Source organism: Micromonospora sp. NPDC049048 (assembly GCF_043197615.1).
Taxonomy (GTDB): domain Bacteria; phylum Actinomycetota; class Actinomycetes; order Mycobacteriales; family Micromonosporaceae; genus Micromonospora.
On sequence record NZ_JBICTM010000002.1, the window covers coordinates 402,587 to 425,535 of the forward strand.

Annotated in this window: 19 protein-coding genes; 8 read left to right on the forward strand and 11 right to left on the reverse strand. The window is 73.2% G+C overall.

From position 1 onward, the window contains the following. The first annotated feature begins 66 nt into the window (after nucleotides 1-66). On the forward strand, nucleotides 67-2,004 hold the full coding sequence (locus ACGFIG_RS07250; protein ID WP_393001359.1) for an ABC transporter ATP-binding protein: 1,938 nt from the start codon (nucleotides 67-69) through the stop codon (nucleotides 2,002-2,004). A gap of 56 nt (nucleotides 2,005-2,060) precedes the next feature. On the opposite strand, the gene thrS is transcribed toward ACGFIG_RS07250, so the two are convergent. Further along, nucleotides 2,061-3,278 (reverse strand): threonine--tRNA ligase, encoded by a 1,218-nt coding sequence (gene thrS, locus ACGFIG_RS07255; protein ID WP_393000147.1) that lies wholly within the window; start codon nucleotides 3,276-3,278, stop codon nucleotides 2,061-2,063. A gap of 528 nt (nucleotides 3,279-3,806) precedes the next feature. On the opposite strand from thrS, the gene ACGFIG_RS07260 reads away from it, so the two are divergent. Then, nucleotides 3,807-4,445, forward strand: coding sequence for a DedA family protein (locus ACGFIG_RS07260; RefSeq protein ID WP_393000149.1), 639 nt, complete (start codon nucleotides 3,807-3,809; stop codon nucleotides 4,443-4,445). An 86-nt stretch (nucleotides 4,446-4,531) separates the two neighbouring features. Here ACGFIG_RS07260 and ACGFIG_RS07265 read toward each other — a convergent pair whose 3' ends face one another. Continuing rightward, entirely contained in the window at nucleotides 4,532-5,131 is a 600-nt protein-coding gene (locus tag ACGFIG_RS07265; RefSeq protein WP_393000151.1) for a TetR/AcrR family transcriptional regulator, read from the reverse strand. A gap of 124 nt (nucleotides 5,132-5,255) precedes the next feature. Here ACGFIG_RS07265 and ACGFIG_RS07270 point away from each other — a divergent pair, with 124 nt between their 5' ends. Then, on the forward strand, nucleotides 5,256-6,089 hold the full coding sequence (locus tag ACGFIG_RS07270) for an enoyl-CoA hydratase/isomerase family protein (protein ID WP_393000153.1): 834 nt from the start codon (nucleotides 5,256-5,258) through the stop codon (nucleotides 6,087-6,089). A gap of 160 nt (nucleotides 6,090-6,249) precedes the next feature. Continuing rightward, nucleotides 6,250-6,870 carry a DUF998 domain-containing protein gene (locus tag ACGFIG_RS07275; RefSeq protein ID WP_393000155.1) on the forward strand — a complete coding sequence of 207 codons (621 nt, stop codon included), beginning with the start codon at nucleotides 6,250-6,252 and terminating at the stop codon, nucleotides 6,868-6,870. Here ACGFIG_RS07275 and ACGFIG_RS07280 read toward each other — a convergent pair. Continuing rightward, nucleotides 6,848-8,251, reverse strand: a complete 1,404-nt coding sequence (locus ACGFIG_RS07280; protein ID WP_393000157.1) for an NAD(P)H-quinone dehydrogenase — start codon at nucleotides 8,249-8,251, stop codon at nucleotides 6,848-6,850. The genes ACGFIG_RS07275 and ACGFIG_RS07280 overlap by 23 nt on opposite strands. Before the next feature lie 165 nt (nucleotides 8,252-8,416). On the opposite strand from ACGFIG_RS07280, the gene ACGFIG_RS07285 reads away from it, so the two are divergent. After that, nucleotides 8,417-8,872 (forward strand): gamma-glutamylcyclotransferase, encoded by a 456-nt coding sequence (locus ACGFIG_RS07285; RefSeq protein WP_393000159.1) that lies wholly within the window; start codon nucleotides 8,417-8,419, stop codon nucleotides 8,870-8,872. 91 nt (nucleotides 8,873-8,963) lie between these two features. Here ACGFIG_RS07285 and ACGFIG_RS07290 read toward each other — a convergent pair whose 3' ends face one another. From ACGFIG_RS07290 to ACGFIG_RS07305, 4 genes are all read right to left on the reverse strand, one after another. After that, nucleotides 8,964-9,926: a GNAT family N-acetyltransferase gene (locus tag ACGFIG_RS07290; protein WP_393000161.1), complete on the reverse strand. Its 963-nt coding sequence runs from the start codon at nucleotides 9,924-9,926 to the stop codon at nucleotides 8,964-8,966. A gap of 62 nt (nucleotides 9,927-9,988) precedes the next feature. Continuing rightward, the gene (locus ACGFIG_RS07295) at nucleotides 9,989-10,732 is read right to left on the reverse strand and encodes a hypothetical protein (protein WP_393000163.1); all 744 of its coding nucleotides are present in this window, start codon (nucleotides 10,730-10,732) and stop codon (nucleotides 9,989-9,991) included. Nucleotides 10,733-10,790: 58 nt separating this feature from the next. After that, entirely contained in the window at nucleotides 10,791-11,720 is a 930-nt protein-coding gene (locus ACGFIG_RS07300) for a hypothetical protein (protein WP_393000165.1), read from the reverse strand. Nucleotides 11,721-11,725: 5 nt separating this feature from the next. Continuing rightward, nucleotides 11,726-12,355: an MBL fold metallo-hydrolase gene (locus ACGFIG_RS07305; protein WP_393000167.1), complete on the reverse strand. Its 630-nt coding sequence runs from the start codon at nucleotides 12,353-12,355 to the stop codon at nucleotides 11,726-11,728. 117 nt (nucleotides 12,356-12,472) lie between these two features. On the opposite strand from ACGFIG_RS07305, the gene ACGFIG_RS07310 reads away from it, so the two are divergent. Then, nucleotides 12,473-13,465 carry a DUF4349 domain-containing protein gene (locus ACGFIG_RS07310; RefSeq protein ID WP_393000169.1) on the forward strand — a complete coding sequence of 331 codons (993 nt, stop codon included), beginning with the start codon at nucleotides 12,473-12,475 and terminating at the stop codon, nucleotides 13,463-13,465. Here ACGFIG_RS07310 and ACGFIG_RS07315 read toward each other — a convergent pair. Continuing rightward, entirely contained in the window at nucleotides 13,422-14,681 is a 1,260-nt protein-coding gene (locus ACGFIG_RS07315) for an amidohydrolase (protein ID WP_393000171.1), read from the reverse strand. The genes ACGFIG_RS07310 and ACGFIG_RS07315 overlap by 44 nt on opposite strands. An 859-nt stretch (nucleotides 14,682-15,540) precedes the next feature. Next, a complete protein-coding gene (locus tag ACGFIG_RS07320; protein ID WP_393000173.1) occupies nucleotides 15,541-17,124 on the reverse strand; it encodes a methylmalonyl-CoA mutase in 1,584 nt (527 codons plus the stop codon). A 205-nt stretch (nucleotides 17,125-17,329) separates the two neighbouring features. Here ACGFIG_RS07320 and ACGFIG_RS07325 point away from each other — a divergent pair, with 205 nt between their 5' ends. Both ACGFIG_RS07325 and ACGFIG_RS07330 read left to right on the forward strand, forming a co-directional pair. Beyond that, on the forward strand, nucleotides 17,330-19,501 hold the full coding sequence (locus tag ACGFIG_RS07325) for a protein kinase (RefSeq protein WP_393000175.1): 2,172 nt from the start codon (nucleotides 17,330-17,332) through the stop codon (nucleotides 19,499-19,501). Between the two features lie 47 nt (nucleotides 19,502-19,548). Beyond that, nucleotides 19,549-21,273: a phospho-sugar mutase gene (locus tag ACGFIG_RS07330; RefSeq protein ID WP_393000177.1), complete on the forward strand. Its 1,725-nt coding sequence runs from the start codon at nucleotides 19,549-19,551 to the stop codon at nucleotides 21,271-21,273. A gap of 159 nt (nucleotides 21,274-21,432) precedes the next feature. Here the strand turns inward: ACGFIG_RS07330 and ACGFIG_RS07335 are convergent, their stop codons facing one another. Beyond that, nucleotides 21,433-22,110 (reverse strand): GPP34 family phosphoprotein, encoded by a 678-nt coding sequence (locus tag ACGFIG_RS07335; protein ID WP_393000179.1) that lies wholly within the window; start codon nucleotides 22,108-22,110, stop codon nucleotides 21,433-21,435. A 77-nt stretch (nucleotides 22,111-22,187) separates the two neighbouring features. Further along, nucleotides 22,188-22,820: a uracil phosphoribosyltransferase gene (gene upp / locus ACGFIG_RS07340; protein ID WP_393000181.1), complete on the reverse strand. Its 633-nt coding sequence runs from the start codon at nucleotides 22,818-22,820 to the stop codon at nucleotides 22,188-22,190. Between the last annotated feature and the right edge of the window lie 129 nt (nucleotides 22,821-22,949).

Sequence of the window (22,949 nt, forward strand, 5' to 3'; positions counted from 1 at the left end):
GACGCGCGGACGCCGAAGCGGCTGCCGCCCGGCGGGCAGCGCGGCGGTCCGCACGGCGGCATCGGGATGCCCGCCGAGCGGTCGATGAACTTCGGACCCTCGGCCCGGCGACTGCTGGGCCGGCTGCGCCCGCAGCGCGTCCAGCTCGTCGCGGTGATCGCGCTGGCGGTGGTCAGTGTCGGGCTCAGCGTGCTCGGGCCGAAGGTGCTCGGCTGGGCCACCGACCTGATCTTCACGGGGGTGATCGGCCGGCAGCTGCCGGCGGGCACCACCGCCGACCAGGCGGTGGCCGCCGCGCGGGCGGCCGGTAACGACAACTTCGCCGACATGCTCGCCCGGATGGACGTGGTGCCCGGCGTGGGCATCGACTTCGCCGCGCTGGCGCGGGTGCTGCTGCTGGCGCTCGGGCTCTACCTGGCGGCCAGCCTGCTGATGTGGTGGCAGGGCTGGCTACTCAACGGGGTGGTGCAGCGCACCGTGCTGCGGCTGCGCGCCGACGTGGAGGACAAGCTCAACCGGCTGCCTCTGCCCTACTTCGACCGGCAGCCCCGCGGCGAGCTGCTCAGCCGGGTCACCAACGACATCGACAACATCTCGACCAGCCTCCAGCAGACGCTGAGCCAGCTGCTCACCTCGCTGCTCACCGTGATCGGCGTGCTGGCCATGATGTTCTGGATCTCGCCGCTGCTGGCCCTGGTGGCGCTCGTCGCGGTGCCGGTCTCGGTGATCGTCACCGGCGTCATCGCCAAGCGGTCGCAGCAGCAGTTCATCGCCCAGTGGGCGCACACCGGCGAGCTGAACGGCCAGATCGAGGAGGCGTTCACCGGCCACGAGCTGGTCAAGGTCTTCGGCCGGCAGCGCGAGGTGGAGGCCGCCTTCACCGCGAAGAACGAGGAGCTGTTCCGGGCGAGCTTCGGCGCCCAGTTCATCTCCGGGATCATCATGCCGGCGATGATGTTCGTCGGGAACCTCAGCTACGTGGCGATCGCCGTCGTCGGCGGCCTGCGGGTGGCATCCGGCTCGATGAGCCTCGGCGACGTGCAGGCGTTCATCCAGTACTCCCGGCAGTTCACCCAGCCGCTCACCCAGGTCGCCTCGATGGCGAACCTGCTCCAGTCCGGGGTCGCCTCCGCCGAGCGGGTCTTCGCCGTGCTCGACGCCGAGGAGCAGAGCCCCGACCCGGCCCAGCCGGCGCGCGTACGCGACCCGCACGGCCGGGTCGAGTTCTCCCACGTCTCCTTCCGGTACGCCCCGGACAAGCCGCTGATCGAGGACCTCTCCCTGGTGGCCGAGCCCGGTCACACGGTGGCGATCGTCGGGCCGACCGGGGCCGGCAAGACCACCCTGGTCAACCTGATCATGCGCTTCTACGAGCTGGACGCCGGCCGGATCACGCTCGACGGGGTGGACGTCACCACGATGCGCCGCGACGACCTGCGCGGCCGGATCGGCATGGTGCTCCAGGAGACCTGGCTCTTCGGGGGCACCATCCGCGACAACATCGCGTACGGCCGGCCCGGGGCAAGCGAGGAGGAGATCGTGGCCGCGGCCCGGGCGACGTTCGTGGACCGGTTCGTGCGCAGCCTGCCCGACGGCTACGACACGGTGATCGACGAGGAGGGCAGCAACGTCAGCGCCGGCGAGAAGCAGCTCATCACGATCGCCCGCGCCTTCCTCGCCGAGCCGTCGCTGCTGATCCTGGACGAGGCGACCAGCTCGGTGGACACCCGTACCGAGGTGCTGCTCCAGCGCGCGATGGCGGCGCTGCGGTCGGACCGGACGAGCTTCGTCATCGCGCACCGGCTCTCCACGATCCGCGACGCCGACCTGATCCTGATGATGGAGGACGGCCGGATCGTGGAGCAGGGCACGCACGACGAGCTGCTCGCCGCGCAGGGCGCGTACCACCGGCTGTACCGGTCGCAGTTCACCGCCGCCCTCCAGCCCGACGCCGACCCCCGGCCCGACCCCGAGCCCGTGCCGCTCGAGGGGTCCACACGGTGACCGGGGGGCCGCCGGTGGCACCGGGCGGGCGGCCGGCATCGGGGCCGGGCGGGAGCTCAGTGCGCCGGCAGCAGGGTCGGGGAGCGGTCGGCCACCACCGCGCCGATCAGCCGGAGGGCGTCAGCGGTGGGCATCGGGTCCAGGGCGCGACCGCCGCGCAACCGCAGCGCGACCGCGCCCCCGGCCGCCTCACGGGGGCCGATGACGGCGGCGTACGGGACCCGGGCACGGGCCGCGTCGCGGATGCGGGAGCCCAGCGAGCCGGCCCCGTCGACCTCGACGCGCAGCCCCGCCGCCAGCGCGTCACGGGCGAGCCGGGCCGCCGCGGCGGTCTGGCCCTCCCCGACGGGCAGCACGACCAGCTGCACCGGGGCGTACCAGGCGGGGAAGGCGCCCTCGTGGACCTCGATCAGGTACGCGAAGAGCCGCTCCATGCTGCCCACGAGGCTGCGGTGCACCATCACGGGTCGACGCCGCGCCCCGGACGCGTCGGTGTACGACAGGTCGAACCGCTCCGGCTTGTCGAAGTCGAGCTGGACGGTGGAGAGGGTGAACTCCCGCCCCGCCGCGTCACGCACCTGGATGTCGATCTTGGGACCGTAGAACGCGGCCTCCCCCGGCGCCTCGGTGAACTCCACCCCGTCGAGCGCGGCGCGCAGCAGCTCCTCGGCCCGCGCCCAGCCGGCCTCGTCACCGACGTACCTCTCACCCGGCCCGCGCAGCGACAGCCGGAACCCCGCCGGCCGTACGCCGAGCGCCGCGTGCGCCTCGCGGATCAGCCGGAGGATCCCGGCGACCTCCTCGCCCACCTGCTCCAGGGCGCAGAAGTTGTGCGCGTCGTTGAGCGAGATGGCCCGCACCCGGGACAGGCCGCCGAGCACCCCCGAGCGCTCGGCCCGGTACATGCCGCCCAGCTCGGCGATCCGCAGCGGCAGCTCCCGGTAGGAGCGACCCCGGGCCCGGAACACCAGCGCGTGGTGCGGGCAGAGCGCCGGGCGCAGCACGAACTCGTCGTCGGCGCCCAGGGCCATGGGCGGGAACATGTCGTCGGCGAAGTAGCCGAGATGGCCGGAAAGTTCGAAGAGTTCCCGCTTGCCCAGCGGCGGGGTGACGACGTGCCGGTAGCCGGCCCGGCGTTCCAGCTCGCGGACGTACTCCTCGACGGCGTGCCGGGCGGCGGCGCCCGCCGGCAACCAGAGCGGCAGCCCGGCGCCGGCCAGCGGATCGGAGTCGAACAGCTCCAGCTCCCGGCCGAGCCTGCGGTGGTCGATCATGTGGCGCTCCTTGATCGGGTACGCCCCGCGGGCGACCCGGTCACCGGACGCCGGAAGGCCCCGGGGCGGATCGCCCCGGGGCCTCGTCGACGGTCAGGTCAGTGCGGCACGCCGGGGTCTCCCGGCGTCGTGGTGGACATCGCACTGCGCATACGGCGACGGTACGCCCCCGCCTGGGGCGACCGCAGCGGGTTTTTCCGGTCGGTCCGGCACCCGGACGGCGTTGGCTCGGTTCGGCGCGGGGACGGGCCGCCGGCACGGGACCTGCCGGCGGCCCGCGGCGGCCGGACCGTCAGGAACGGGGGACCCGACGGTCGTGGGGCCGCGCGCCGACAACGGTACGCCGGGCCGCTGCGATCCGCCGACCCTCGCAGTAGGCGCGTCCGTCACCTTCGGCGGGGTCCGCTCGTTGTGTCCGGTGGCCCTGCCGTGTCCGTGGTCACCACGAGCCAGGGCCGTGCCCTGTGACGTCGCACGGCCCGTCAGGCTCGATATCCAGATTCGGCCCCGTCCGGCGAGGTGGCAGTCGTGCCCGAACTACTCACTGAGATCGCGTCGCCGGCCTGGGCGTACCTCGTACTGCTCGCACTGCTGGTCGCGGACGCCTTCGTCCCCGTGATCCCCACCCAGGTCGTGATGATCACCGGTGGGGCCCTCACCGTGTACGGCGGGCTGAACCTGCCGGCGACCATCGCCGTGGGGGCGCTCGGCGTCTTCGTCGGGGACCTGGCCTGCTACCTGCTCGGGCGGAGCGCACCGGACCGCCGGGCACCACGGGACGTCGTGCGGGGCCGGGCCCGACGGGTCGTCAGCCGGGTCACCCAGGGGCTGCGCCGGCCCGGGCCACTCGTGATCCTGCTCTGCCGCTTCGTGCCGGGTGGCCGGATGGCGGCCTGCTTCTCGGCCGGCCGCAGCCGGTACCCGTACCGGCTGTTCCTGCTCTACGAGGGACTGGCGGCGCTCGGCTGGGCCACGTACGGGGGGCTGGTCGGGCACCTCGGCGGGACGGCGCTCACCGAGTCGGCGTGGCGGCTGGCGCTGATCGCCGGGGTGGCGGCGGCCGGCTTCGCGGCGGCGGGCTGGGCCATGACCCTCATCGGCGCCCGGCGGGCCACCGCGGTTCCGGTCGTCGTGACGGCGGGGACGGACGCGCCCGCGGCGGAGTGACCGGTCGCGCCAGCGCCGCCCCGTGCGCTGACCAGGAACGTTCACCGGATCTGTCGGCAGCGCCAGAGGTGGCTACGGACGCCATGTCAGGGGTCAGCGGTTCGGGTGCACCACCAGCCTTCCAACAGCAGGTGTAGGTACCGTTCGGTGAGGTCGGTGGGTTCAGGTGCCTGTTTGGCCGCCCAGGCCATCGCGTTGACCGTCACAAGCAGTTCATCTGCGTTCAGGTCGGACCGGACGTGACCTGACCGCTGGGCACGGTCCAGCAGATCGGCCGCAGCCGTACGGAGCCCCTCGCATGAGGCGTGTAGGCGTGAGTCCGGGTCGTGGAGAGCGCTCATGACCGAGGCGGGCAGTCCGTCGTAGCGGGTCGAGCTGTGGGCCAACTGCCGCAGCCAGGTGATCAGTGCGTCGCGGGGATCAGTGGACAGAAGAAGCTCCGCCGCCTCGGCGCGCAGTGTGTCGAAGCCGTGGCCAAGCAGTGCCTCCAGCAGCGCTTCCCGATTGGGAAAGTGCCGGTACAACGTCCCGATCCCGACGCCGGCGCGTCGAGCGACCTCCCGCAGCGAGGCGTCGGTGCCCTGCTCGGCGAAGGTGGCCCGGGCAGCGGTCAGCAACTGTTCGTAGTTGCGGCGGGCGTCGCTGCGTGTCGAGCCTTCGGTCCGTTCGACCTTCGCGTTCCCCATCCAGGCACCTCCCGACACCGATATTGCTAACCGGAGCGGCGCTCCGTATTATCGGAGCAGCGCTCCGGTCTCCTTTGGAGAGCTTACCTTCCGTGCCCGTCCATAGCTGTCGAGAGGCGCCCCGATGCCCAAGGAACTAGACGAATGGCACGCCCGTTCAGGCGGCTACGTGCAGCGTCCCAACTTCGAGTCGTACGCCGCGAAGTACGCCGACTACTTCGTCATGCAACGCCGTGACGGGATCATCGAACTGCGGATGCACACCGGTGGCGGACCCGCTCAGTTCAGCTTCGCCATGCACAACGCCTGGGGCCAGGCATGGCAGGAGATCGGCAACGATCCCCACAACGAGGTCCTGATCCTCACCGGCACCGGCGACCTGTGGCTCACCACCGAGACCGCTCCCGACGAGGCCGCGAGGACGCTCATGCAGCAGCCACGCCCTAAAGACTTCGCCTACGAGCACACCTACTACGACGCAACCAAACTGCTGGAGAACCTCGTCTTCGGCATCGACATCCCCACCATCGCGGCGATCAACGGCCCAAGCATCGCCCACACCGAGTTCGCGCTGCTCTGCGATATCACCCTGGCCGCCGAGACCACGACCATCATCGACCCGCACCTGCCGACCGGGGTCGCACCCGGCGACGGCCAGCAACTGACCCTGCAGGAACTCATCGGCACCAAGCGGGCCGCCTATCACCTCTACACCGGCAAACCGATCACGGCGCGGCAGGCGCTTGAACTCGGCCTGGTCAACGAGGTGCTGCCCGCCGACCAGCTTCTTCCACGCGCCTGGGACATCGCTCAAACCATCATGAAGAGCCCGAGGACCGCGCGCCGGCTCACCCACGCCATCGTGCAGCGGCCCTGGAAGCGCCGGCTCGTCCACGACCTCGGCTTCGGCATCGCCCACGAGATGTTCGGCATCTCCGCCGACCGGCTTCGCGGATAGCCGATGATCGGCGGCGCCGCGCCGAGGACGAGCCGTGGTACGGGCAGCGTGTCACCAACCCGGTGAACGTACGTGGCCAGCGCACTAGGGGTGGTCCCGGGGACAGATTTCGGTGGGCGGCCCGGATCCGCCTCGGGTTCCTTCCGGGCCAGGCTGAGCCATGCGCGGAACCCGGAACAGTGGACTGCTGGCCCTCGGCGGGATCGCCCTGGCAGCGCTGCTCGCCGTGATCGGCCATGTCGCGGTGAACGAGGACCTGGACCCGTGGACGCTGACCATCAGCGACTTCGCCGTCTCGGACCGGGGCGGCGTCATCGACGTCGCCATGATCGTGCTCGCGGCGGCCACCGCCGTGCTCCTGCCCGCCCTGTGGCGTACCCACGCCCCGCCCGCCACCCGGGCGGGGCGGACGGCCGAGGCGTTGCTGGTCGCCTGGAGCGGCGGGCTGCTGCTGGCCGCAGTCGTACCGACGAACGAGCCCGGCCTGCCCATGGACACCGCCGCGTACGTCCACCGGTACGCCTCGGTGGTCGCCTTCCTGGCGCTGCCCGGCGCCGGCTGGCTGCTCGCCCGACGCCTGCCGGACGCCGCAGCCCGCCGGGTACGCGCCCTCGTCACCGCCAGCCTGGTCCTGGCGGCGGCGATGATCTGGTCCGCCTACCCCGGCGACCGGCTGCTGCTCGGCCTGGTCGAACGGCTGCTCATCCTCACCGAGGTCGCCGTGCTCGTCGTCGTCGCGGTCGCCCTGCTTCGGCGGGTCACTCCAGTTCGTGCAGCATGAGCTGGCGGGCGGCCTCCGTGATGGAGCCGGAGAGGCTCGGGTAGATCGTGATCGTCTGGGCCAGCTCGTTGACCGTGAGGTTGTTCTCCACCGCCATGGTGATCGGCAGGATCAGCTCGCTCGCCTTCGGCGCCACCACCACGCCGCCGATCACCTGACCGCTGGCCGGGCGGCAGAAGAGCTTGACGAAGCCGTCGGCCAGGTCGTCCATCTTGGCGCGGGCGTTGCCGTCCAACGGCAGCATCACCTGCCGGGCCGGCACCTTGCCCGCGTCGACCTCGTCCTGCGAGACGCCCACCGTGGCCAGCTCCGGATCGGTGAACACGTTCGCCGCGACGGTACGCAGCCGCAGCGGCCGGACCGCCTCGCCGAGCGCGTGCCACATCGCGATCCGCCCCTGCATGGCGGCCACGCTGGCCAGCGGCAGCACACCCGTGCAGTCGCCGGCGGCGTAGATGCCCGGCACGTTGGTCCGCGAGACCCGGTCGACGGTGACGTAGCCGCCCTGGGCCAGCGCCACGCCGTACTCGGCCAGGCCCAGGTCGGCGGTGTTGGGGATGGAGCCGACCGCGATCAGCGCGTGGGAGCCGGCCACCAGGCGGCCGTCGGAGAGCTCGACCTCCACCCCGTCGGCGGTACGCCGGACCGCGTCCGCCCGGGAGTTGTTCAGGATGCTCATGCCCCGGTTGCGGAAGACCCGCTCGATCGCCATCGCCGCGTCGGCGTCCTCGTGCGGCATCACCCGGTCGCGGCTGGAGACCAGGGTCACCCGCACACCCATCGCCAGGTAGGCGCTGGCGAACTCCGCGCCGGTGACGCCGGAGCCGACCACGATCAGGTGCTCGGGCAGCTCCGGCAGGTCGTACACCTGGCGCCAGGTCAGGATGCGCTCGCCGTCCGGTACGGCGGTGGGCAGCTGGCGCGGGGTGGCGCCGGTGGCGATCAGCACGGTCGACGCGGCGATCGACTGCTTCTCGCCGCCGTCGGTCGGGGTGACGAGCACCCGGTGGGTGTGGCCGAGGGTGTCCTCGCCGAGGCGGGCGGTGCCCGACACGAAGGTCACCCCGGCCTTGAGCAGCTTGGCGTGGATGTCGGCGGACTGGGCGAGCGCGAGGCGCTTGACCCGCTCGTGCACCGCGCTGGCGTCGACGGTGACGGCCTCCAGCCCGTCGGAGTGCACCCCGAACTCCTCGGTGTCCCGGTAGCCGGTGACCACCTCGGAGCTGGCGATGAAGGTCTTCGACGGTACGCAGTCGGACAGCACGCAGGCCCCGCCGGCGCCCTCGGCCTCCACGACGGTGACGTCAGCGTCCAGCTGAGCGGCGACCAGGGCCGCCTCGTAACCGGCCGGTCCACCACCGATGATCACGATCCGGCTCACAGGGCCATCCTTTCGTTCGCGACTGCGGGGCTCCGCTCCGCTGCGCTCCTCGCGCTCACCTTGCCCGCCCTTCGTCAGTGCTCACAGTGACTTTCTTCTCCCGAACGCGTCCGACACGCACTGTCGTATTCTCCCCCACCCGGCGGGCGGGCTATCGTCATCGCCGTGCGTCATCACGCCGCCTACGGCTCAAACCTCGACCCCGCCCGCATGCGCGCCTACTGTCCGCATTCGCCGATGGTGGGTACCGGCTGGCTGGAAGGCTGGCGACTCACCTTCGCGGGCGAGGACGTGATCGGCTGGGAGGGTGCGGTCAGCACGGTCGTCGAGTCTCCCGGCGACCGGGTCTTCGTGGCGATCTACGACATCCACCCCTACGACGCCGCCCAGCTCGACGAGATCGAGGGGGTCACCGCCGGCACGTACCGCAAGCTGCACGTACGCGTCTCCACCCTCGACGGCGACGTGACCGCGTGGATCTACGTCTTCGACGGCTACGAGGGCGGGCTGCCGACGGCGTGGTACCTCTCGGAGATCGCGAACGCCGCCGAGAAGGCGGGCGCCCCGGACGACTACGTCACCGAGCTGCGGTCCCGCCCCACCGGCACCGCGTCGGCCTAGCCCACCTCGTCGGCCCAGCGCGTCTCCCACGCCGCCCAGTCTGCTCCGGGGCGGGCCGGCGGTTCCAGGCGGCCCCGGCCGGCGTCGTCAATCACACACCGGCGGCCGGTACGACCAGCTCGTACATGTCGGCCCAGCGCGTCTCGCGCAGCCCCACCGACCGGTAGAGCGACAGCGGGGCGGTCGGGTTGGCCAGGTCGACCCCGAGGCCGGCGGACTCCCGGCCCTTCTCCGCGTACCGGGCGAACGCGTGGTTCAGCAGTGCCGCGCCCACCCCGCGACGCCGGTGACCGGGCAGCACGGCGAGGTTCCTGACCCATCCCTCGTTCCGGTCGAGCGCCTGGTCGGACGACCGGAGTACGCCGGCGGGCCGCCCGTCCACCTCGGCGACGAACCACTCGTCCCAGGCCGTGTCGGGCCTGATGAGGGCCCGCCACCGGTCGTAGTCCGACGGCTCGTAGTCCAGGGTGTCGCGGAAGGCGGTGTCGTAGATCCGGTAGAAGTCGCGCAGCTCCGACTCGTCGCCGGGGCGCAGCGGGCGGACCGTCACCCCGGGCGGCGCTGGCGGCGGCTCGCCGGGCACCCCCGCCAGCGACCGGCGCATCAGCTGATAGCGCTTGACGAAGTCGAACCCCGCGTCGGTCAACTCGGCCGCCCAGCGGCGCTCGGGCTCGCAGGCGGGGCACCGCACGGTCAGGGCCGGCAGGCCGCGTTCGGCGGCCCGCCCGGCCACCCGCTCCAACTGCCGGGCCAGCAGCGGCGCCCGCACCGACACGCCCCGCTCCGGGTCGACGAACACGTCGACGGACTCCCGCCCGATCCCGGTCTCGTTGTGCAGGATCGCCCACGCCACCAGCGCGCCGTCCGGGTCGAGCACCACCCAGGAGTCCCGCTCCGGGTCGACGTTCGGCGCGGTCAGCGCCTCCCGCACGTCGTCGGCGTCGAAGTCCGGGTAGCCGATGGCGAAGGTGTCGGCGGCGTGCACCACCGCGAGGATCGCCGGCACGTCGTCCAGGGTGGGGCGGCGGGCGTGCCAGCCGGCGGGGAGAGTCACGGGGGCGATCCTGACAGGCGGGCCGCCGCGCCGCCGCCCATTTTCCGGCCGCCGCGCCGGCCTCAGCCCGCTTCGACCACGTGGACCCGGGTCGCGGCGAGCAGCTCCACCAGCTCAGCGCCGTCCGCCGGCCCGAGAGCCGCGAAGGCCGGCGACGCCAACCGGTTGGTCACCGCCTCGGCCCAGAGCCGCCTGCGTACCAACGGCCCGACCGGTGGGTACGGCGGCGGCCAGCCGCAGGCGACCGCACCCGCCTCCCCATCGGGGCCGGCGAGCACGGCCTCCAGCGGGGTCATCCCGCTGGCCCGGACCGCGAGCAGGTGCGCCCCGGCGAAGTGCTCCCGGAGCAGGCGCAGGCCGACGGCCGCCCGGGCGCCGGCCGTGCGGACCGGCACCGGCAGGGCGCGCCAGGCGGCGAAGAGCGGCATGCCGCTGGCATCCGCGGCGTCGACCGCGCGGCCGAGCAGAGCGGCGAGGCGGCTCACCCCGGTGAGGGAGTCGAGCCGCTCCTCGCCCCACCGGCAGCACTCGGCCAGGGTGGCGGCGGCCACCTCGACAGGCGGGACGACCCGGCGGGCCGCGTCCCAACCGTCGGCGACCGCTTCGGGGGCCAGGAAGCCGAGAGCGGCGGCGACCGTCTCCGCACGGACGTCCCCGAGGGCCCCGGCCCGCCCGGTGACGTAGAACGCCCAGCCGGAGATGCCGAGCAGCCGCGCCCGGCGCAGGGTGGTGGGGCAGCGGGTGAAGACGTCGCCAAGTTCCAGCACGACCGGCTTGCTGGCCGCGGCGACCTGTTCCGGCGTCATCCGTCCGCTCCCCGGTCGACCCGTCCGTCCACAGGGGTCAGTCTGCCGCGTCGCCGTCCTACCCGGCATCCCCCTCTTCGGCGTCGAGCGCCTCCATCGCGGCCTCGACCTCGCCCGCGCGGCGGCGCGCGGCCGTCACCGTCCGTTCCGCCCCGCGCCGCGCCAGCCTCGCCCGGCTGAGGTCCTGCTCGGCGACGGCCCGGCGCCGCTCCAGCTCGGCCAGTTCCGCCTCGACCGCGTCCAGGGCGGCGACGCCGTCGCGCTCGGCCGCCGTCGCGTCGGCCAGCTCCACGTCGGCCCGTTCCTGTTCGGTACGCGCCTTCGTCAGCTCCTTCTCCAGCGCCCGCCGTCGGCGCGCCCGCTCCGCCCGGGCGGCCCGCTCCGCCTGCTCGGCGCGGAACGCAGCCTGGTCGGCCCCGCGCCGCTGCTTCCCGGCCGGCTCGGGCCGGGGCGCCGGCTCCGGCTCCTCCCCACCCGTCACCAGCCGCAGTTGGGGGCGGGGCACCTCCCCGAAGCCGGCGTAGGTGGCGGCCTTCAGCAGCCGGCCGGAGCGGACCTGCTCGGCGACGTCGGTGTCGGCGAGCGCGGCGTTGAGGGTGGCCTCCACCTCGGCCAGCGGCAGCTTCCCGGCCGGTGGGGCGCCCTCGGCCCCGGCCGCCAGCTTGCGCACCTCGGCGACGAGCGCGCCGACCACCGCCCGCCGCTGGGTGGAGAGTTCCCGCAGCCGGGGCCCGCGCAGCTCGCGTTGGGCGGTACGCAACGCCTCGGCGAGCTGGGCCAGGTCGGCGACCAGCTCGGGGCGGCGGACGGCGAGCAGGTTGACCAGCCAGGCGGCCACGGTGGGCCGGCGCAGCCGGGCGATCTCCCGGGCGCCCTTCGGGTCGCCCGCGCGGCGGGCCTCGGCGGCGGCCTCGTCGCGGATCGCGACGAACCGGTCCGGCGAGGTGGTGTAGAGCTGGTGCAGCAGCTCTCGGGACGGGCCGGGCATCGCCGTCAGGCGTCGATCCGGGTGCCCGATTCGAGCCGGCGGTAGTCGACGTCGGACAGGCGCGTGAAGTTGCTGTTCAGCACGTTGAGCCCGTTGTCGTTGAGCAGCCCGTCGTGCAGCGCGTACGCCCGGCGGGGCGCGACCGCCCGGAGGAAGTCCAGCGACTCGGAGAACTTCGTCCACGGGGCGTGTATCGGCAGGAAGAGCGTGTCGACCTGGACGTCCTCGGGGACGAACAGGCTGTCCCCGGGGTGGTAGACGGTGTCGTTCAGCAGGTACGCCAGGTTGTCCACCACCGGGATGTCGGGGTGGATCACGGCGTGTCGGCCGCCGTGGGCGCGTACCGGCACGCCAGCGGCCGTGAACGACTGTCCGGGTCGGACGGGTTCGAGCGCCTCGGCGGCGTCGCCCAGTACGCCGGTCAGCGAGGCCGGGCCGTGGATGACGAACCGGCGCCGGTCGAGCTGCCGGGTGACCGCCTCGACGTCGAGATGGTCGGGGTGCTCGTGGGTGATCAGCACCGCGTCCGCGGCGTCGAGCGCCGCCGCCTCGCTGAACACGCCCGGGTCGATGACCAGCACTCCCCCGTCGTGTTCCACCCGCAGGCAGGAGTGGGCGTACTTGGTGAGCTGCATCGTGACTCCAAGATTATCGAATCGTGACGTCCTGAGCGCAGTCTGCCGGAACCGACGTGGTGCCGCGTCGCGTCTGAGGTATCGCCCCGCACGGGGGCCAAGGACTATGGAGGCGGGATGGACGGACGGCAACGGCGACGTCGGGGCGTACGGCTGACGGCCGCCGCGGTGGTGGCTCTTCTCGCGCTGGCCGGCTGCGGCAGCGGCGCGCGGGACAACGCCGACAGCAGGCCGGCGGCAGCCCCGGTGGATCGGGACCAGGCCGCGGGCGGCGCGGCGGAGCAGGCCGGTGGCGCGGCGGACCAGGACGGCGGCAAGGCCGAGCGGGGCAGCGGCGCCGGCGCGCCGGACCTGCGGGTCGACCAGCGCTCCATCATCTACAAGGGCACCATGCGCGTGCAGGTGGACGATGTGGACGCCGCGGCCCGCAGCGCGATCGCCGCGGTCACGGCGGCCGGCGGTTTCGTCGGTGGCGACCAGCGGCGCAGCGTCGACGCGGACGCGCGGGCCGAGCTGGAGCTGCGGGTGCCGGCGGCGAAGTTCCACGGCGTCGTCGACGAGTTGGCGAAGCTGGGCCGGCAGCAGCGGCGGGAGATCAGCACGGAGGACGTCACCGAGCAGATGGTCGACCTGGACGCGCGGATCACCAGCCAGCGCGCCCGGGTGGAGAGCGCCCGCAAGCTGCTGGCCCGGGCCGACTCGATCGGCGACCTGGTGTCGCTGGAGAACGAGCTGGCCCGCCGGGAGGCGGACCTCGCCTCGCTGGAGGCGAAGAAGGAGCGGCTGGCGGACCTGACGAGCCTGTCGACGATCACCGTGTCGCTGGTCGGCCCGGACGCGAGCACCGCCGACGAGGAGACCGAGGTCGGTTTCCTGGTGGGGCTCAAGGGCGGGTGGAAGGTCTTCCTGACCTCCATGACCATCCTGCTGACGGTGCTGGGCGCGGTGTTGCCGTGGCTGCTGGCGATCGGCGTACCGCTGACGGTGCTGCTGGTGGCGCTGCGCCGGCGGCGGCGTACGGCTCCGCCGCCGACGCCGCCGGCGGGACCGGCCGGACCGCTACCGGCTAACGCGCCGCCGCCAGTGCCCGCAGCGCGGTCTGGACCATGAGCCGTACGCCGACCGGGATGGCGCGTTCGTCCACGTCGAACGAGGCCCGGTGCAGGTCCACGTTCGGGCCGGAACGGCCGACGCCCAGCCGGGCGAGCGCGCCCGGGACGTACTCCAGGTACCAGGAGAAGTCCTCGCCGCCCATGCTCTGCGGGGTCTCGGCGACGCCCTCCGGCCCGAGCGTGGCGGTGGTGGCGCCGGTCAGGACCTGGATGGCCCGGGAGTCGTTGCACACCGGCGGGCGGCCCCGCAGGTATTCCAGGTCGACGGTGGCCCCGGTCGGGGCGATGACGTCGCGGACGACCTGACCCACGATCTTGGGGGCCAGCTCCCAGGTGTCGCGGTCCATCACCCGCAGGGTGCCGGAGGCGGACGCCTCGGAGGGGATGACGTTGTAACGGGTGCCGGCCGAGGCGTGGCCGAAGACCAGCAGCAGCCCGCTGTTGGCCGGCACCCGGCGGCTGACCAGCGCCGGCACCTCGGTGATCAGGCGGCCCAGCGCGTCGACCAGGTCGACGGTCAGGTGCGGCCGGGCGGTGTGCCCGCCGGGACCGGTGAGCCGGACGGTGACGTTGTCGGCGGCGGCGGTGATCGGGCCGACCCGCAGGCCGATCTGCCCGACCGGCAGGTTGGGGTCGCAGTGCAGCGCGAAGATCTGCACGACGTCGTCCAGGCCGCCGGCCTCGATGACCTCCAGCGAGCCGCAGGGCAGGATCTCCTCGGCGGGCTGGAAGATCAGCCGGACCCGGCCGGGCAGCTCGCCCTGGTCGGCGAGCTGGGCCAGCAGCATGCCGACGCCGAGCATGACGGTGGTGTGCACGTCGTGGCCGCAGGCGTGGCAGACGCCGTCCACGGTGGAGCGGTACGGCACGTCCTTCGAGTCGGTCAGCGGCAGGGCGTCGATGTCGGCGCGCAGCGCGACCACCGGGCCGTCGGGGCGGCCGTCGATGTCGCAGATGACCCCGTTGCCCTTGGGCAGCAGCCGCGGCCGCAGCCCGGCCAGGGTGAGTTCCCGGGCGATCAGGGCGGCCGTCTCGAACTCCTCGCCGGAGAGTTCCGGGTGCGAGTGGAGATGGCGACGGGTGGCGATCAGCCCGGGCACGCGGAGGGCGAGCAGGTGGTCCAGCTCGAACGGCAGGGGCTGGGACCCGGCCGGCGCCTCCGGCCAGGACGACAGCAGCTGGTTGCCGGTGGGCAGCGTCAACGCACTCGTCACGTCGAATTCTCGTTCGCTAGAGATGGATGGATCATCAGGAACAGCAGACAGCCTAGACCTCCGACGGTGACGCTGCGCAACCTCGTTCCGGTAGCGGTCGGACCGCGCAGAGTCACGTATGCCCTGCTCGGAGCGCTCGCAGATCTGCGGGACAGCAGGTAGATCACGGTCGAATGCCGTCATCCGCTCCCCACCTCCTACAACGCGTAACCGGCCCGGCGCTCGAAAATCGACGTCGACCCCGAGGGCTCGTTGTTCCGAATTGTCGCATTAGTCGGTCCGGTGAACTGCCACTCCGACAATTACCCGACCCGCACCGGACCGCAGGACCCCGAGACGGTCACACACCCCGTTGCGGACCAACCGCACACCGTGTGCGTCCAGGTCCACCCGGTCGGGTTACCCCCGGGCCCGACCGGCACACCCCATCACCGCCGGGTCGCGCCGCCCACACCCGCGCCGAGCCCTCCGGCGACGTCGCCGGGATCCGCTCCGCGCTGCCGTCCGTGACCAGCAGGCCGGTCGCCCCCGGCTCGTGGCCTGTTGCCGCTCCTGGTCGTACCCGCAGGCGCCGTCACCCGCACCGACGTCGCCCCGCTCGGCGAGGGCCGCACCGCCGACCGCAGCAGCGCCTCCTCCGACTGTAGCGCCCCACCCGCACGGCCGCGACCAGCGAAAACGCGCCATGGGCCGGCCGTTACCGCACATGGACCGTCCGGTTACGGCGCAGGGGTGAAGAGCCGTCGGACCGACGGTCGCAGCGGAGCGCACACGGGTGCCGCAGACCCTCGCGACGGCGGACGGCGACGGCCGCCCGGCCCCGGCACGGCGGGGCTCGGACGGCCGTCGGCGAGCGCGGTCAGAACCGGTCGGACGGGCGGTACAGCCCCCACACCTGGCGCAGGGTGCCGCAGACCTCGCCCACCGTGGCGCGGGCGCGCAGCGCCTCCTTCATCGGGTAGAGCACGTTCTCGCTGCCCTCGGCGGCGGCCCGCAGCGCGGCCAGCCCCCGCTCGACCGCCCCGGCGTCGCGCTCCGCACGCAGCCGGGCCAGCCGCTCGGCCTGCGCCGCCTCGATCGTCGGATCGACCCGCAGCGGCTCGTACGGCTCCTCCTCGTCGACGGTGAACCGGTTGAGGCCCACCACCACCCGCTCGCCGGAGTCGATCTCCTGCGCGATCCGGTAGGCGGACTGCTCGATCTCCCGCTTCTGGAAGCCCGCCTCGATGGCGTCGACCGCCGAACCGTGGTCGAAGACGCGGTCCATCAGCTCGTTCGCCGCCGCCTCAATCTCGGCGGTCATCGCCTCCACCACGTACGAGCCGGCGAACGGGTCCACGGTGGCGGTCAGGTCCGTCTCGTACGCCAGCACCTGCTGGGTACGCAGCGCCAGCCGGGCCGCCTTCTCGGTGGGCAGCGCGATCGCCTCGTCGAAGCTGTTGGTGTGCAGCGACTGGGTGCCGCCGAGCACCGCGCCGAGGCCCTGCACCGCCACCCGGACCAGGTTGACCTCCGGCTGCTGGGCGGTGAGCTGCACGCCCGCGGTCTGGGTGTGGAAGCGCAGCATCATCGACTTCGGGTCCTTGGCGCCGAAGTCGTCGCGCATCAGGCGGGCCCAGATCCGGCGGGCGGCCCGGAACTTGGCCACCTCCTCCAGCAGGGTGGTCCTGGCCACGAAGAAGAACGACAGCCGGGGCGCGAAGTCGTCCACGGCCAGCCCGGCCGCCAGCGCGGCGCGGACGTACTCGACGCCGTTGGCGAGCGTGAACGCGATCTCCTGCGCGGGCGACGCGCCGGCCTCGGCCATGTGGTAGCCGGAAATGGAGATCGTGTTCCACTTCGGCACCTCCTTGCGGCAGTAGCCGAAGGTGTCTGCGACCAGCCGCAGCGAGGGCTTCGGCGGGAAGATGTACGTCCCGCGGGCGATGTACTCCTTGAGGATGTCGTTCTGGATCGTGCCGTTGAGTGCCGAGCCGGCGACGCCGTTCTCCTCGGCGACGAGCTGGTAGAGCAGGAGCAGCACCGAGCCCGGCGCGTTGATGGTCATCGAGGTCGAGACCTTGTCGAGCGGGATGCCGTCGAACAGCAGCCGCATGTCGTCGATCGAGTCGATGGCCACCCCGACCTTGCCCACCTCGCCGTGCGCGATCGGGTCGTCGGAGTCGTAGCCCATCTGCGTCGGCAGGTCGAAGGCCACGGAGAGGCCCATCGTCCCGGCCCGCAACAACTGGTGGTAACGCGCGTTGGACTCGGTGGCGGTGCCGAAGCCCGCGTACTGGCGCATCGTCCAGGGGCGGGAGGTGTACATCGTCGGGTAGACCCCGCGCGTGTACGGGAACTCGCCCGGGCCGCCGAGCCGGGAGTCCAGTTCCTCCGGGAGGTCCGCCGCCGTGTAGACGCCCTTGATCGGAAAACCGGACTCGCTTGACCGCGGTTCGCTCATTAGCGGATGGTAGGACGCGCGACGGCGTCGGCGGGTGAGGGATACCGCACACCGGCCGGCGGGCATCGACGAGAGGTGAACGTTCGGGTACGTACTGTCCAGTTCGGTAAACGTCCGCCGCGTCGGGTTTCGCATCGGGCGTCGGAACCAGCAAGATAGGGGGGTTGTGTCCCAGCCCCCCTCGATTTCCCCCGGTGGCTTTTCTGTGACTCAGATCCCGACGTGGAGCGGCGGACCAGTGAGTCCCCCCAACGGACGCGCGACCCCCGGCACGACCATCGGCGACCGCTACTCGCTGCGTTCGGCGGTGGGCAACGGCGGTATGGGCACGGTCTGGCGTGCCACGGACACACTCCTGCGGCGGGACGTGGCCGTCAAGGAGGTCGTCCTGCCCCCGGGGCTCGCCCCGAGCGACCGTGACGCGATGTACGAGCGCACCCTGCGCGAGGCCCGCGCCGCGGCGGCGATCCAGCACCCGGCCGTCGTCCAGGTCTACGACGTGGTCACCGAGGCCGGCCGGCCGTGGATCGTGATGGAGCTGCTCGACGCCCGCAGCCTCGCCGACATGGTGATCGAGGACGGTCCGGTCGCGCAGCGGGTGGTCGCCAAGATCGGCATCGCCCTGCTCGGCGCGCTGGAGGTGGCGCACGCGATCGGCGTGCTGCACCGCGACGTCAAGCCGGCCAACGTGCTGATCTGCGGCGACGGGCGCTGCGTGCTGACCGACTTCGGCGTGGCCCGGATGCCCACCGACGTGCAGCTCACCACCCCCGGGATGGTGCTCGGCTCGCCGCACTTCATCTCTCCCGAGCGGGCGATGGGCCAGGAGTTCGGCCCGCCGAGCGACCTCTTCTCGCTGGGCGTCACGCTCTACACGGCGGTGGAGGGGCGGCCCCCGTTCGACAAGGGTGACCCGATCGAGACCATGCACGCCGTGGTCGAGGACCCGCCCGCCCCGCCGCAGCGCAGCGGGCCGCTGGCCCGGGTGCTGATGGGTCTGTTGGAGAAGGACCCGGCCCGCCGCCTCGACGTGCACACCGCCCGGGCCATGCTCCGCGAGCTGCTCGCCGGCCCGCTGACCAGCAACGCCGCCGCGGTGAACTCGGTGACCGACCCCTACTCCGTGGTGCCGGTGCAGCGGCCCGTACCGACCCCGCCGGCCGCGCAGCCGGAGCAGCCGAAGCCGAGTGGGCAGATCGGCGGTCGGGCCATGCTCAATCCGGGTGAGTCGCTCACCGACCGGCTGGCGGCGCTGCGCCGCGGCGAGCGCCCCGCGCAGGCCGCCCTTCCCGCCAGCCCCGCCGCGATGGACGACACCAGCGCCGACGCCCTGGCCGGGCCGCTGCACACCCCCACCGGCGCGATGCCGGCACCGAGCGGTGCCACGCCGGCCGGCCGCACCTACGGCGGCGCCGAGGCGACCCAGCGGATGGCGTCCGGCGGCTCGGACGCCACCCAGCAGCTGCGGACCAACGCCGCCGGCCTGGTCGGCTTCAGCGGCCCGCCGGAGGCGACCCAGCGCATGGGGGCGGGCACGCCCACCTTCGGCGCACCGCCGCCCGAGGCCACCCAGCGGATGGGCGCCGGAACGCCCGTCTTCGGCGCACCGCCGCCCGAGGCGACCCAGCAACTCGGCGGCACCTACGGCGGCGGCCAGTGGTCGGTGCCGGGCACCGGGCAGCCGTGGGCGACCCCGGCCACCGCGCCCGCCACGAGCGGCTCGGGTGGCGGGTTCGCCGGCCGCGTGGGCGCCGCCGGCAACCAGCTCGTCGGCACGGTCAAGGGCTGGCCGCGCAAGGTGCAGCTCGCCGCCGCCGGTGGCCTCGCCGCGCTGCTGCTGATCGGGGCGGTCGTCCTGTTCACCGGCGGCGACGACCCGGCGCCGACCGTCCCGCAGGCCGCCCCGACCTCGCAGGCCCCGGCCCCCGGCGTGCCCGAGATGAAGGAGCACACCGGCAAGGGCATACGCGTCATGGTGCCGCAGGGCTGGGAGGTCAAGAGCGCCGGCAACTGGGTGGACTACGTCGACCCGGCGGACGACGGCCGCAAGGTCCGGATCCTGGTGGAGGACTTCCGCACCACCTCGATCCGCTGGGCGGAGGTCGCCGAGGACGGCCTGAAGACCCGCTCCAAATCCTGCGTCAAGCCCTACGCCCAGATCGCCATGAACGAGGTGGAATGGGTCGGCAAGCCGGCGGCCGAGTTCGAGTACACCTGCGGGGAGGGCGAGGCCAAGCGGCACGGCGTGTGGCGCGGCGTGGTCCACGAGGGCAAGGTCTACTCGTTCTACCTCACCTCGACGGACACGAAGTTCGCCGAGAGCAAGCCGATCTTCGACGAGATGGTGAAGTCGTTCCAGCTCACCGACGCCGGCTGAGCCCGGGGGAAGCGCGGTGGTGATCCGCCGGCGTGCTATCAAGAGACATGCCGGCGGAAACCACTGACATCGATGACATTAGCGAGCGGGCGCGGCGCTGGCTCGCCGACGATCCCGACCCGACCAGCCGGGAGGAGTTGCGGGCGGTGCTCGACCGCCTGCCGGCGAGCGCCTCGGAGCTGGCCGACCGGTTCGCCGGTCCGCTGACCTTCGGCACCGCCGGGTTGCGCGGTCCGCTGCGCGCCGGTCCGAACGGGATGAACCTCGCGGTGGTCACCCAGGCCGCCGCCGGCCTGGTCGGCTGGCTCGCCACCCAGGGCGGCTCCGGTCCGCTGGTGATCGGGTACGACGCCCGGCACGGTTCCCGCCAGTTCGCCGAGCGCACCGCCCAGGTCGCCACCGGTGCGGGACGCCCGGCGCTGCTGCTGCCCCGTCCGCTGCCCACCCCCGTGCTCGCCTACGCGGTACGCCACCTCGGGGCGGTCGCCGGGGTGATGGTTACCGCCAGCCACAACCCGCCGCAGGACAACGGCTACAAGGTCTACCTCGGCGCGGAACTGGGCGGGGCGCTCGGCGCGGGCGCCCAGATCGTGCCGCCGGCCGACGCCGGCATCGAGGCCGCGATCCGGTCGGTCGGGCCGCTCGCCGAGGTGCCGCTCGGGCCGGCCGGGCAGGTGCTCGGCGACGACCTGGTGGCCTCCTACGTGGAGCGGGCCACCGCCGTCATCGACCCGGACGGCTCACGCGACCTGTCGGTGGCGTACACGCCGCTGCACGGGGTGGGCGCGGCGGTGCTCACCGCGGCGTTCGCCCGCGCGGGCTTCCCCGTGCCCGGTGTGGTGCCCGAGCAGGCCGAGCCGGACCCGGAGTTCCCGACCGTCTCCTTCCCCAACCCGGAGGAGCCGGGGGCGGTGGACCGGCTGGTCGCGCTGGCCGAGGCGACCGGTGCGGACATCGCCATCGCCAACGACCCGGACGCGGACCGCTGCGCGGTGGCCGTCCGGGACAGCGGTCCGGCGGCGAGCACGGGCGGTGAGGTCGCCGGTCCGACCGCGCCGGACGCGAACCCGCCCGGCTGGCGGATGCTGCGCGGCGACGAGGTGGGGGTGCTGCTGGCCGACCACCTCATGCGGCGCGGCGTGACCGGCCTCTACGCCACCACGATCGTGTCGTCGTCCCTGCTGCGGGCGATGTGTGCCGCCCGGGGCCTGCCGTACGACGAGACGCTGACCGGGTTCAAGTGGATCGTGCGGGCCGGCGGCGGGACCGAGCCGCTGGTGTTCGGCTACGAGGAGGCGCTCGGCTACTGCGTCGCCCCCGGGCACGTACGCGACAAGGACGGCATCACCGCCGCGCTGACCGTCGCCGAACTGGCCGCCGGGCTCAAGGCGCAGGGGCGAACCCTGACCGACCGGCTCGACGAGTTGGCCGCCGAGTTCGGCGTGCACCACACGGACCAGCTCTCGGTGCGGGTGGACGACCTGCGGCTGATCGCCGACGCGATGGCCCGGATCCGGGCCGCCACCCCGACCACACTGCTCGGGCAGCCGGTCACCGAGGCGCAGGACCTGCTCCCCGAGGCGGACGTGGTGATCCTGCGTACCGGAGCCGCCCGGGTGGTGATCCGCCCCTCGGGCACCGAGCCGAAGCTCAAGGCGTACCTGGAGGTGGTGGAGCCGGTGGCGGACGGCGACGTCACCGCGGCCCGCACCCGCGCCACGGACGCGGTGGCGGCCCTCCGCAAGGAGATCGCCACGGCCCTGAACCTCTGACCCACCCTGCCCACCCCCACGCCCGGTGCGGCAAGGCCCGGTGATCAAGAAGTTTGCGTCAGGAGACGCGCCTCTCCAGGACGCAAACTTCTTGATCGACAAGGGCCGGCGACGGGGACCGGCGACGGGGGTGGGGGTTGGGGGGTCCGGTTGGGGTGGTTAGCGGCGGGGGCCCAGGGCGGCGTCCACGGCGCGGCCCAGGGCGGCCACGACGAGGCCGACCGAGGGGCGGACCACCGAGTCGTCCAGGCTGACGGTGCCGGAGAAGCCGGCGCCGCCGGCGATCTCCTCCAGCCGCTGCCGCGCCTCCAGGGCCGCGTCGCCGCTCAGGCCGAGCGCCGGCTCCATCCGCAGGACCGCGACCAGGGTGGCCAGGGCCGCCGTCCGCTCGTCGGGCAGCTCACCGCTGGCCAGCGCCTCGGCGAGCCGGCGCCGGGTGTCCGCCTCGACGGCGGGGTCGAGGGTCGGGTAGCGGTGCACGTGGATGAAGCCCAGCTCGGTCTCGTCGACGTCGCGCACCACGCCCTGGGCGCACAGGTCGCCGAGGATCTTGTCGCGCAGGCCGTGCCGCAGCCGCTGCACCCAGGACGAGGGGCTGTGCGGCGTGTCGGCGGCCATGCGGGTGAGGACCCCGTCGACGAGCGGCTCGCCGGTGGGCGTCGGGTCGACCACCGCCAGGGACCCCTCGGAGTACGCGATCCGCCCGGCCAGGGCCAGTTCGATCAGCACCGCGGCGGCCATCCCCAGGTCGAGGCTGATCCGCGGCATGGTCGCCTTGCCGGTCTCGTCGTCGTACGCGAGGAGAAGCAGCTCTTCGGCGAGCGCAACACCAGTCATGGCCGGAGACGGTAGCGGCTGCGCGCATCCCGCGCACGGACTCGCGCACGGATTCCCACGCAGCCGCGCGGCGGATGTCAGAAGCGGGGCATCCCACCGAACTGGCGGTCGCCGGCGTCACCGAGCCCGGGCACGATGAACATCCGGTCGTTGAGGCCCTCGTCGATCGAGGCGGTGACCAGGCGCAGCGGCAGGCCGGAGCGCGTCAGGCGCTCGATGCCGACAGGCGCGGCGAGCACGCAGAGCACGGTGATGTCGGTGCAGCCCCGGTCGGCCAGCAGTCGGCAGCAGTGCTCCAGCGAGCCGCCGGTGGCGAGCATCGGGTCGAGCACCAGCACCGGCAGGCCGCTCAGGTCGCGCGGCAGCGACTCCATGTAGGCGCGCGGCTCGTACGTCTCCTCGTCGCGGGCCAGGCCGACGAAGCCCATCGACGACTCCGGCAGCAGGCCGAGCGCGGCGTCGGCCATGCCCAACCCGGCCCGCAGCACCGGCACGAGCAGCGGCGGATTGGCCAGCCGGGTGCCCTCGGTGCCGGTGACCGGGGTCTGCACCGGGTACTTCTCGACGGGGAACGAGCGCGCGGCCTCGTACACCAGCATGGTGGTGAGTTCGTGCAGCGCCGCCCGGAACGAGGAGGAGTCGGTGCGCGCGTCCCGCATGGCGGTCAGCCGCGACTGGGCGAGCGGATGGTCAATGACGTGTACGTCCACGATCGCTCAACCTACCGGTCCAGCCCCGCCGGCACCGCGCGTGCGCCCGGGCGAGCGACGTCGCTCACCACCGCGTCGACGACGACGCCGTGACCAAGATCACTGTCCGCCCGGGTGCGTAGACTCCGG

Bases quoted from the DNA above. Each gene is read 5' to 3' on its own strand.
- ACGFIG_RS07250 (WP_393001359.1), top strand. From the start codon at position 67: ATGCCCGCCGAGCGGTCGATGAACTTCGGACCCTCGGCCCGGCGACTG.
- thrS (WP_393000147.1), bottom strand. From the start codon at position 3,278: ATGATCGACCACCGCAGGCTCGGCCGGGAGCTGGAGCTGTTCGACTCC.
- ACGFIG_RS07265 (WP_393000151.1), bottom strand. From the start codon at position 5,131: ATGGGGAACGCGAAGGTCGAACGGACCGAAGGCTCGACACGCAGCGAC.
- ACGFIG_RS07270 (WP_393000153.1), top strand. From the start codon at position 5,256: ATGCCCAAGGAACTAGACGAATGGCACGCCCGTTCAGGCGGCTACGTG.
- ACGFIG_RS07275 (WP_393000155.1), top strand. From the start codon at position 6,250: ATGCGCGGAACCCGGAACAGTGGACTGCTGGCCCTCGGCGGGATCGCC.
- ACGFIG_RS07295 (WP_393000163.1), bottom strand. From the start codon at position 10,732: ATGACGCCGGAACAGGTCGCCGCGGCCAGCAAGCCGGTCGTGCTGGAA.
- ACGFIG_RS07300 (WP_393000165.1), bottom strand. From the start codon at position 11,720: ATGCCCGGCCCGTCCCGAGAGCTGCTGCACCAGCTCTACACCACCTCG.
- ACGFIG_RS07305 (WP_393000167.1), bottom strand. From the start codon at position 12,355: ATGCAGCTCACCAAGTACGCCCACTCCTGCCTGCGGGTGGAACACGAC.
- ACGFIG_RS07310 (WP_393000169.1), top strand. From the start codon at position 12,473: ATGGACGGACGGCAACGGCGACGTCGGGGCGTACGGCTGACGGCCGCC.
- ACGFIG_RS07320 (WP_393000173.1), bottom strand. From the start codon at position 17,124: ATGAGCGAACCGCGGTCAAGCGAGTCCGGTTTTCCGATCAAGGGCGTC.
- ACGFIG_RS07330 (WP_393000177.1), top strand. From the start codon at position 19,549: ATGCCGGCGGAAACCACTGACATCGATGACATTAGCGAGCGGGCGCGG.
- ACGFIG_RS07335 (WP_393000179.1), bottom strand. From the start codon at position 22,110: ATGACTGGTGTTGCGCTCGCCGAAGAGCTGCTTCTCCTCGCGTACGAC.